This is a genomic window from Cyanobium sp. HWJ4-Hawea, assembly GCF_024345815.1.
In the GTDB taxonomy this organism is placed as follows: Bacteria; Cyanobacteriota; Cyanobacteriia; order PCC-6307; family Cyanobiaceae; genus Cyanobium_A.
Map to the genome: position 1 here is coordinate 1 of NZ_JAGQBV010000068.1, position 10090 is coordinate 10090.

At 52.0% G+C, this 10090-nt stretch carries 10 protein-coding genes and 2 pseudogenes; 2 read left to right on the forward strand and 10 right to left on the reverse strand.

Features of this window, described 5'->3' with window-relative positions:
- From KBY58_RS11840 to KBY58_RS11865, 6 genes and pseudogenes are all read right to left on the reverse strand, one after another.
- Positions 1–315 (reverse strand): annotated as a pseudogene (locus KBY58_RS11840) (IS21 family transposase); the annotation flags it as partial.
- A 13-nt stretch (positions 316–328) separates the two neighbouring features.
- Positions 329–1450 carry an IS3 family transposase gene (locus KBY58_RS11845; protein ID WP_315858060.1) on the reverse strand — a complete coding sequence of 374 codons (1122 nt, stop codon included), beginning with the start codon at positions 1448–1450 and terminating at the stop codon, positions 329–331.
- A complete protein-coding gene (locus KBY58_RS11850; RefSeq protein ID WP_255004526.1) occupies positions 1414–1908 on the reverse strand; it encodes a hypothetical protein in 495 nt (164 codons plus the stop codon). The genes KBY58_RS11845 and KBY58_RS11850 overlap by 37 nt, the downstream gene beginning before the upstream one ends.
- A gap of 36 nt (positions 1909–1944) precedes the next feature.
- Positions 1945–2088, reverse strand: coding sequence for a hypothetical protein (locus KBY58_RS11855; protein ID WP_255004527.1), 144 nt, complete (start codon positions 2086–2088; stop codon positions 1945–1947).
- A gap of 90 nt (positions 2089–2178) precedes the next feature.
- Positions 2179–2472: a hypothetical protein gene (locus tag KBY58_RS11860; protein ID WP_255004528.1), complete on the reverse strand. Its 294-nt coding sequence runs from the start codon at positions 2470–2472 to the stop codon at positions 2179–2181.
- The gene (locus KBY58_RS11865; RefSeq protein ID WP_255004529.1) at positions 2469–3086 is read right to left on the reverse strand and encodes an ISAs1 family transposase; all 618 of its coding nucleotides are present in this window, start codon (positions 3084–3086) and stop codon (positions 2469–2471) included. The genes KBY58_RS11860 and KBY58_RS11865 overlap by 4 nt, the downstream gene beginning before the upstream one ends.
- A 372-nt stretch (positions 3087–3458) precedes the next feature.
- On the opposite strand from KBY58_RS11865, the gene KBY58_RS11870 reads away from it, so the two are divergent.
- Both KBY58_RS11870 and KBY58_RS11875 read left to right on the forward strand, forming a co-directional pair.
- Positions 3459–4214 carry an ABC transporter ATP-binding protein gene (locus KBY58_RS11870; RefSeq protein ID WP_255004531.1) on the forward strand — a complete coding sequence of 252 codons (756 nt, stop codon included), beginning with the start codon at positions 3459–3461 and terminating at the stop codon, positions 4212–4214.
- Entirely contained in the window at positions 4214–5026 is an 813-nt protein-coding gene (locus tag KBY58_RS11875) for an ABC transporter permease (protein WP_255004533.1), read from the forward strand. Before KBY58_RS11870 ends, KBY58_RS11875 begins: the two co-directional genes overlap by 1 nt.
- A 238-nt stretch (positions 5027–5264) precedes the next feature.
- On the opposite strand, the gene KBY58_RS11880 is transcribed toward KBY58_RS11875, so the two are convergent.
- From KBY58_RS11880 to secA, 4 genes and pseudogenes are all read right to left on the reverse strand, one after another.
- Positions 5265–6188 (reverse strand): glycosyltransferase family 2 protein, encoded by a 924-nt coding sequence (locus KBY58_RS11880; protein ID WP_255004534.1) that lies wholly within the window; start codon positions 6186–6188, stop codon positions 5265–5267.
- Between the two features lie 10 nt (positions 6189–6198).
- Entirely contained in the window at positions 6199–7698 is a 1500-nt protein-coding gene (locus KBY58_RS11885; protein WP_255004536.1) for a class I SAM-dependent methyltransferase, read from the reverse strand.
- A 181-nt stretch (positions 7699–7879) separates the two neighbouring features.
- Positions 7880–9124: a rhamnan synthesis F family protein gene (locus KBY58_RS11890; RefSeq protein ID WP_255004537.1), complete on the reverse strand. Its 1245-nt coding sequence runs from the start codon at positions 9122–9124 to the stop codon at positions 7880–7882.
- 301 nt (positions 9125–9425) lie between these two features.
- A pseudogene (gene secA, locus KBY58_RS11895) lies at positions 9426–10090 on the reverse strand (preprotein translocase subunit SecA); the annotation flags it as partial.

Below are 10090 nucleotides of genomic sequence, written 5' to 3' on the forward strand. Positions count from 1 at the left end.
GCCTGTGAGCGGGGTACTGGGGAGGAGGTGGTCATAGGAGGCCAGCAGGTGTTGGGGGATTACGGGATCAGGCAGGGCGGTGCGGCGCGGCGGCACCCGAAAACGCTGCTGCAATCCAGACAGAGAAAGGGTTTGGCGCTGCTGCGCCTGCTCCAGGAAGGCGAGCACCAGCTCAAAGGAGGCCACCCGCACGGCCACATACAGCGCCTCGACCATGAGCCGGGCTGCCGCATCACGGTCCCCGCCAGCGAGTAGGTGTTGCCAGAAGTTCCACCAGTGCTGGTCGGGGCCGGTGACTTTCAGGAAAGGTGTCACTCCTAGGCGCCACTCAGGCGGCCTGGACTAAGGGTAGTTCGAGGGTCGGTTTTGGCTCCTCTGGTGGCTTGTTGATCCACACTTCTTCTGGCTGACGCCAGCAGCGGATGTGCCTGCTCCAGCGCGATGGATTAGCCCGGCGAGCTGTTTCATAAACATCGGTTCGCTGCTGGCAAATGGCCGTTGCAGCTCCGCTGTGTCGCTGATGGGGCGTCACGAACTTGATTCCCCTGTGCCGGTGCCGGTGGTTGTACCAATCCACAAAGGCCACTACCCACTGACAGGCCTCGTCTTTGCTGCCAAAAGGCCGTCTCGGGTAATCAGGCCTGTACTTTGCTGTGCGGAACAGCGATTCGGAGTAGGGGTTGTCGTTGGAAACTCTTGGACTGGAGAAGGATCTGAGCACCCCCAGCTCTTCCAGCCGACTCTCTAGGGTCGCCGCCCTCATTGCATTGCCGTTATCGGCATGGATGATCAGTGGTTGCTTACGCCCCTTGCTGACCCGCTCTTTCAGACAGGCCCTACTCACCAGATCGGCAGCGATGGCTGGATCTTCCCGCTCGGCTACATCCCAGGCCACCACCTTCCTGCTCCAGACGTCGATCACCAGGTAGAGGTACAGCCAAATCCCGCGCACGGTTGTCGGCAGATAGGTGATGTCCCAGCTCCAGAGCTGGTTCGGAGCGATAGCCATAAGCCTTGGAACGGCTCTGGGTTCCTGCGGCAACCTGGCGCGTCCGCGCCGATGGCATTGCCCCGCCTGGTGCAACACCCGATAGAAACTGCTTTCTGAACCTATAAAAAGCCCCTGATCAGCAAGGGCTGGAACTATCTGACCCGGCGGCAACGCTGCGAATTCGGGCTCGTTGCAGGTGAGCAGAATCCGCTGACGCTCCTCGTTGCTCAGTCGGTGAGCAACCAGGCGTGAGCTGCCTTTACGGCGGTCCTCGCCGTCCCCATTACCACCAAAAGCCTTCCGCCAGCGCTTGAGCGTGCGCAGAGAGATCCCGATCTCGCAGCAGGCACGCACCAGACCAGCGCCAGCGGCATGCGCCTCGCTGATCAGTTCGATCGCCTTGCGCCGGTGCGCAGCGCTGGTCAGCCTTCCTCGTCCTCCGAACAGAAGGCTTCCCACTTTTTTCGCAGCACCAGCAAGGCCGCCATCTCAGCCATGGCCTTCTCCTTGCGCTGTAGCTCCTTCTTGAGAGCTTTGATCTCCCGCTGGTCCTGGGTGCGGAGCTTTTCCAGCTCCTTCTGCTCGGCCATCGTCAGCACTGGCTTGGCGTTGGCATCAAGTGCCTCCGGCACGCTGGCCAAAGGCCAGGTAGGGGCGGCCTGCCGCCAACGCTCCACCTGCTCAGGAAACAGCCCTCGCTCACGGCAGTAGGCACTGAGTTCGGTGGCATTCAAGCCAGCCGTTTCCATCACCACCGTGAACTTGTCGGCAGCACTCCAGCCTTCTGGTTCCTTCTCGGATGCCGGCACCACCTCTCCCTGCAACCGCCAGGCCTTCCTCCAGTTGTAGAGGGTCACAACGTGAATGCCCAGCTCCTCTGAAATCCCGGCCACGCTCTGCCTGTGCGGCGGGCTCATCCGCCTCCTCACATCAGCCAGGGCTGATTCAAAGTTTCATGCGGGGCCCATTGCTGGTTGCCGCATTGCCATTGCCAGCAATGCCGTGATGTCGTGCATTACCGCCTGCATGCCGGTGCGGATGGATTCAAATCCGGCCAGCCGCAGCAGGTTGAGCGCAGCTGTTCGCAGGCTCCCCATCGCACCGGCTCCGTTACCTCGATAGCGATGGGCATCTTCCCTGAGCTGGGTGTCGCGGATCCAGTGCCAGCTCTCAATGCTCCAGCGCTCTCATACAAGTTGCAGCAGGGCTTCTGGGCTAGTGCGCAGGCTGGTGAGAAACAGATGCCGAGCCTGGAACGGCTTGCCCTCGCGGGTACCGGTAGCGATCATCTCGACGATCCAGCTGGTGCCGCTCCAGGCTTGCTTGATGTGATCTGGTGCTTCTTTTGCCCGCAGTGCCCAGACGATGTCACGGCCATGGCTGATCTCGTGATCCGTTGCTGTAAAAGGGATGTGGCGCTTTCCCTGGAACTGCAGCACGATCTGCCGTACCAGGTTCCGCTGGTTGGCTTTTACGGTCAAGAGGAAGTCGGCTCCCTGCTCCTGGAGCTGTAAAAAAACGCTTTCTGGGTGTGCAGCGCGTCAGCCTGGATCAGCACGCCACCCAGATCCAGCTCACCGAGGAGCTCTCTCAGCACTGAGCGTTCGTGGTTCTCGCCGGTGGCGTAGCAGGCCTGAGCGATCGCCACACCCAGGGCGGATGAATACAGCGTGACCTGGGCAATAAAGGCTGAGCCACCACCTGCCGTGGGTTCGATCGAGCCGCGCAGCGTCTTGCCGTCACAGACCAGCTGATCAAGATCGCCTGCACCACCAGGAATCTGGGCGATTGTCCAATCACGGATAGCGGCGCACAGCGCCGCCACATCCACCTGCTGAAAGAAGTAGCGAAAGGCCGAATCGGAAGGTGGTCTGCGCAGTTCAATGCCAAGCGCACTGGTCAAGGTGTCGTGGTGGCGGATGGCAAATCGCTCCAGATCCCGCAGGCTCTGGCACTGACTCATGATGCCCAGAACAGCCACCAAGAGCAGATACCAAGCAGGGATTCGCACCCCGCGCCGCATGCGCGCGTCCGGGATCGCCTTGAGAAAACTGATCAGGTCGAGATCAGTTGCAGCAGAGTGGCTTTCGAGCACTGAATGGAGTCGATCCCACCGAGCCAATCCAATGCTCTAAGCCTAGGCAAGGGTTCCTGTGACACACTTTGAATCAGCCCTGTCACATCAGCCTTAACGGCCTCGCTGTAACGACGCATTGCTCATGTCCTCAAGCCCCCGGGTGTACTGATCAGAGGGGTGACAACTTTTCTGAAACCGGGGGCATCTGGAGGTGGCACTGCTTTTTGAGCTTGAGGATCACTGAATTACTATGGCGCAACAGTTGTTGCGGCTAAGCCGCGAACCCACTCTTTGGCGTCATCTTTCCCAAGCGGGTCTGCGCAACGCAGCGGCCCACACAAGACTTTGTCAGGCTCGTGCGTTGAAGGATCTTCTCGAGTCTCAGCTGCCATGACATCTCCGGACCCAGTTCTGCGGCTCGAACATGTTGGGCTTCAAATTCCTGTTTTCACTACCGAAACTCGCAGCCTAAAGACGGCTTTAATCAGGTCAATCACTGGAGGTCAGTTGCGCCGAGAACGTGGTGGAGCTGTGATTACAGCGCTTCGCGATGTGAGCTGTACCGTGCATGAAGGCGAGAGAATCGCCCTGATTGGTCACAATGGCGCAGGAAAATCAACCTTCCTGAAACTAGTATCTGGAATTTACACGGGCACTAGCGGTCACTTTGAGCGGCGCATCAGAGTGTTTCCGATGATTCATAAGAGCTTCATCACCAGCCCTGAGCTCAGTGGCCTTCAAGCGATTAAGGCGCACTACTTAATGGTGAATGGAAATTTGCGTGGTTTCGATAGACTTTCTGATGAGGTGATCGAGTTTTCTGGACTTGGTGACTTCATCCAGCTGCCATTAAAGACATACAGCGAGGGCATGGCGGCACGGTTGCTATTTTCGATGCTAACCTCTTTCAGTCATGACTGCCTAGCCATGGATGAAGGTTTTGGTGCCGGTGATTTCAGCTTTTACGAAAAAGCGCAACAACGCATGCAGGCATTCATCGAACAGGCTGGCACATTGTTTCTCGCCTCTCATTCCGATGTTTTGCTACGGCAGTTTTGTCAGCGTGGCATAGTCTTTGACCAAGGATCGATCGTGTTTGATGGCCCCCTAGATCAGGCTTTAAGTTTTTATCACGCTCATAAATAATGGCTTCTTTCGCAACAAACCATCAAAAGACTAGTGTCCTTTCAACCCTTCGTGAAGCTTGGGCTCTACGCCGGGTTTGGTGGTTCACGGCAACGGCCCGTACGAGAGCACGTTTTGCACGTACGCTCTTTGGTAGCTTCTGGCTAGGTTTCTCCAATCTGTTTTCGATCGCGGTGTTGGCGATAGTGTACGGCACGGTATTTAAGGTGCAGGACTTTAAATCTTATGTTGTATATTTAGGGCTTGGCTTAACGATTTGGAATAGTATTGCCGCTGCTATTGGCAATGCCCCCAATCTGTTTGAGCACAATGCTCGGCATGTGCATAACACTAACGTGAATCCAATTTTTTACACTTTAGAGGAGTGGGCATTTCAAGTGCAGACCTTCTTGCAGTCATTTTTGATGGTGCTTATAGCGCTTTCACTATTTCAAGCCACGTTAATACCTCATTTTTTAATGGCTGGTTGGCTGCCGCTATTAAATCTACTGTTGTTTCTCTATTGGCTTCCAGCGCTAGTATGCCTGCTAGGTGCGCGCTATCGGGATATATATCAGTTGGTGCCTATTGTCTTGCAGCTCGTTTTTCTTCTTTCACCGATTCTATACCAAAAGAAAAATCTTGGCACTTTTGCTTGGACTGCAGATCTAAACCCCATTTACCACATTCTCAGTCCTTTTCGCCACAGTATTATCGCAGGATCGTTGCTCGGCGGGCATGATTTCGTGCTTCTGGTAGTCAATTTAGCTGGTATCTGGTGGGTCACCTGGTTAATTAATCGTGAACGCCGATGGCTGCCTTTTCTGATTTGAATCTACTCAGCCCGTTGTAGTATATTAGAATTAATTTTTGGCTTCTATCTAGTTGAAGAGTTGCGATTACTGAGGGTAGTTGTGATAGTAGCGATATTAGTGCCTGGAGGGTAGCAAACGCTGGCAGACACGGATCAACCGCCCTGCTGCCCTGTAACTCTATTTCCAAAAAAAATCATGCCACCTCAAACAATTTGACAGCGGACATATGCTTTTGTTTGCTTGGTAGCCTGTTGAATCAAGTCGTGGCTGTGAAACTAGTTCGAGGATGGTAAATCGCTACGTCTCTTCTCATCCGCCGATAGACCCAGATTGCATAGTCTAGTAATCCGGACCAGGTACCCTTGGCTTTGGCAAGATCCTTCTGCAGAAATGTGAGTGGCCGAAGTGCAAAATAGATAAGGTTTAGTCCTAGCGCCAAAGGAGTAGCATGGCGATGTAAAAAATAGAGTTTGCTAAACGTAGAATGACGATATTTCGCCCTTGGAGCGCGCTTGATGACGGCTGATACCTTGTGCTCCACCAATGTAGCCTGCGTAACCCTTAGCCGATAGCCTAGCCGGTGGTAGCGATTGCAGATATCGGTATCTTCGTAATAAAGGAAATACTGAGAATCGAATTGGGGGCAATGGTCGAAGCTTGCCAAGTTGAACACCATACTACATCCTGAGAGCCATCTACTTGGGTGAACCGCGATTGGTGTTTGCTCTATCACATCATTGCCGAATCGATCATTTATAGACCCTGTCCAGGGGTTGAAGCTGCCATGGCTGAACCACTGTTCACCATTCATGTCCTTGATCCGTGTTCCCAGAATCGCGATCTCAGGATCGTTGTTGAGGCAGGTGCGTACGTAGCTGACTGCTTCTGGAAGCAACCGGGCATCAGGATTGATCAGCCAGGCAAGTGCATTGTGGTCTCGTTTATAGACATATGTTAGGCCGAGATTGCAGCCACTGCCAAAGCCCAGATTCTGTGCTGTTTGAAGCAGGGTTATTCGGGGATCAGCACTTAATGGCTCGATGGAGGTATCTTCAGGAGAATTGTTGACGATGATCAGCGAACAGTCAGCTTCTTCGTTCAAATCTAATGCTGTGATCAACTCGGCGATCAGTTCAGCGCAGTGAAAATTAACCGTAATGAAGTAAATGATTCGCTTCATTACGCATGATTTAGTTGCCGGCATTGTCTCGCGCTCTCAGCTTCCGTATGACCCATGAGAATGGACTGTGGCTTTTCTTAGGGGCTGGCTGACTGGAATTGTTCTCTTGATCAAGGTTTTGACGCTTCCTATTCTCGGCAAGATGGGTTTGTATCTCCAGATAGGACACTGGGTGATCGACTACGAACCAGGGATCCTCTACGAATGCAAATCTCTGAGGATCAATCTGAATCCCCGCCTTTAAGTGAAATAGAAACAGTGATGAGACTGCTGGGCCGATCAGTGAGATTACTTCAAGGTGATAGTAGGGGCGGCGTGATCTGCGGAGCCAGATCCCGTAGGTAATAAATGTGTTGAGGTAATTGATGGCTGTATCGATGATGGCCGCCGGTTCAGGTTTGTAGATCAGGTGGATAACCGTTGTAATGTAAAATCCCATGTTCTTTCCGAAGGCAATACTTCCGGCTGGATAAGGAAGATGGTGGTCCTGGGAAAGGATCGACTCCTTTAGTAGACAGATCCCACATAGACTTAGCATTTCATGAAGCATCTCCGTTGAGTCGCCGGTCTCGGTGGGGATTTCGAAGTTCATGCCCGGATCGACTTCACAGCGAAAGCTTGGTTGCATGTCAGCCAGCACATCGATCGCCTGTTCCGCCCAACCGTTGTTGACGAAATCCTTGAGCAGGCGGTAGTGCATCGCCAATGCCAGACGGGAGATTTTCTCCGTTCTTGCCAAGGCACTGTTTCGATATGTGCTCAGGTACTCCCGGGTGTAGGTAGTGGCGTTACCGCTTTGGGCAGCCTCCGCCACACCAATCGGGCCTGAGTATGCGGCTGCGTAAGCAATCAAGTTCGAGTTTCTACGTTGCTTCACCAGGAGATGGCTTAGACCTGATCTGTTTAGGAGCAAGCGCAGACCTTTGGCGCTGAAAAGGATTTTGTGCTGCCCTGGGAACAGAGCGGAGTAGGTCTCTGCTGCTGGCGATTCCGGTGTGATGAATTCCGCATTAGGAGTGGTGAAGATGGCCACTCCCTCAGGTTTGATGTGCCGGGCAACGGTCGCGGCAAATGCTTCTGGGGCTGGGATATGCTCGATTACTTCGGAGCTATAGATGATGTCAAATTGTTCCTGATCGTGATTGCTGCCCTCACCAAGCAAGGTGCTTGTAATGTCTGCCCCAAGATACTCTTGGCCGAGACGCCCGTAGCCCCCAGGCTCAATGCCTGCGGCACGAAATTTTCGCAATTTTAATGCATAATCAACCACAAATCCAAATCCACAGCCTAGTTCGAGAAAGTTTTTGCCTTTGGTTGTGCCGCTGGCATCGGCATAACTACCGATAGGGGCAATCATTTCGTCGAGGCCTGCACCTATGTCAATATAATAGTTCATGAATGACGTATCCAGCTCTTTCTCGTAAAAGCTCGCTTCTTCCGAAAACTCGTTTAGAGAACTACAGTCTAGACAGCGATAGAATACATAGTTGCATTCTTTGCGTGTAGCCATTAGCCCATTTGAGCTGGCGGTCACATAGGCAACTAGTTTTTCACTTCTGCAAGCTCTGCACATTGCTCCAGGAGAATGCGCATGAGTATTATCTTCAGAAAAAAAATACATAGTAGTGGCTCAGGTCTGGATGTCTAGGCTTACTTGTTGATGGGTCCAATTGTGCAGGCGTATAATAACTCTAGCATACGCGGGAGTAAATAAAGCCGTTCGCAACACCCTTTGTGGTGGCTTCTTTTAATTTATTCGAGTAACTCAGAGGAGTACCTTTAAAATCGACAAGCTGCTTGAACTCATCCACGAAAGACTCAAGTAACTTTTGGGTTAACACCTGTCCCGAAGACGATTTCAGTGCTTCTTCGTAAAGATAGATTGCCTGTGCAGCAGTAAAGCTTCCTGCACTGCAGAGGTCATGTTTGATAAATGGGCAATGTAGAAAAAATGGGTAGAGGAATGCGGCCACGTGGCTTGGATTGCTATTTTCTATGAGATCGGCAATGTTATAGAACTGCTGTGCAGAAAGCATTTCTCGGCGATGACTCTTACCTATAATCTGTTCAAGTGCATAGACAGCTTGGGGGGTTTTTTCCAATGTTCTAGTTGGTGAAGGTATCATTCCAAGAATCTCTTCGCCCGAGACGCCTTCATCGTTTTTACGTAGCTCTGAAAGTATAGATACTAATGCATCACTCCTGTAGAGTACTTCGACAGGCTGAAATCTACGATAAACTTTCGATGAAAGAGCGATTTCTCCTTTCCGAATGCAATGAATCCTATTGCTTAAAGGCACATAATCTTGCCAGAATTCAATAAATAACTTAGATCTAAAGATTGCCGGTTTTAAGATTTGAAAATAGGACTGGTAGTGGGTTTCGATTTGATGGCTGGCATGGCTGAAAAGACCTTTGCTCGAGCTTTTGGAGAATGTATTTATACGTTTTATCAGGTCGTCGGCGTATCTGCCTGGGATGAACTGCATCGAGTCGTTGGCAATGCAAAGCAGTTCGCATTGGTGTAGGTGTCCCTCGCTATGCAGTAATAGAACTGCATCTTTGAAGGCACCAAAGTCTCGGCCAATGTTCTTCCGATCAAATGCACGCCAGCAGAGTTGAAGTACTTCTTCGTGATCATGTTTGTCTGTTAAGGAATTATTGATGTATAATATGGAAAAGCCAGATTGCTTCAAGGTCTTAATGTAGGCCCTGTTCGAGTGGGTAAGCCTTTCGGAATAGGCTACAAATATAGCTATTCTTTCTGGTGGCTTCTCGGCTGGAGGTCGATATGTGTGACGTTCTGTTGAATCGCTGAGATTAGTGAGGCGACCATGCGGGCTTGAGCCGCGACCGTATGGATTGACTTGGTAGTCATAAATTGAAGCGATAAAATCTAATAGTGTATAAACTCGGATCCTAAATCGTTTCAGCATTTCGCAATAATTGGGTTGCTTTGTGCGAGTGTTCTGTAGATATCTGGTTGGGGCTGGAATATTTACATTCTCATTATTAGTAACATTGCCCTGTTTCGGGACTGCAAGAAGTGAATAACATTTGTAGGGCTCTCGCGCAGATGCGACAACGGAGTGTTGAAGCTGCGCCTTGGTTTAGGGGTAGAACGCTTGCCCTCATATTCCTTTGATCGCCTGAGCATCCGTGAGTTTCCGCAAGAGTTGCCGATGGTGCAAAAAAGGGCTTGAAGAACTTGGAATCGCATAAGCTTTGTAGTCTGATTTAAGCTGTCGCCCCTTGGGGCGCCGGCGCCGGCTGAAACATAAACATCGAATAAATAACATTCCTTCGCATCTGGGTCATCATCTCGAGGAACATATCATAGCCCTCGTTTTTGTATTCAATTAGGGGATCCTTCTGGCCATAGCCCCGCAGACCCACCGATTCACGCAGGGCCTCCATCGCCTGGAGGTGCTCCCGCCAGAGGGTATCGATCTGCTGGAGGATGAAGAAGCGCTCGGCCTCGCGCATCAAGCCTGGGCGCTGCTGGTCGATTTGGCCTTCCTTGATGTCGTAGGCATTGCGCAACTGCTCCTGCAGAAAGGCCTTTAGCTCCTCCATTTGCAAGCCCTGTACCTGATCTGGGGTGAGATCTTCGAGTAGATAAACAAACTCCTTGACCTTCGACAAAAGGTTGCCCAAATCCCATTCCTCAGGTGGTAGGTCGGGATTTACGTAGGCCTCCACGATGTCTTCGATGGTGCGCTCGCCGTAGCCGATCACCTGCTGCTTCAGCTCGCGACCCTCCAGCACCCGGCGCCGCTCGGTGTAAACGGCCTTGCGCTGGTTGTTCATCACTTCGTCGTACTCAAACACCTGCTTACGGATGTCGTAGTAATAGGTTTCCACCTTTTTCTGGGCCCCCTCCAGGGAGCGGGTGAGCATGC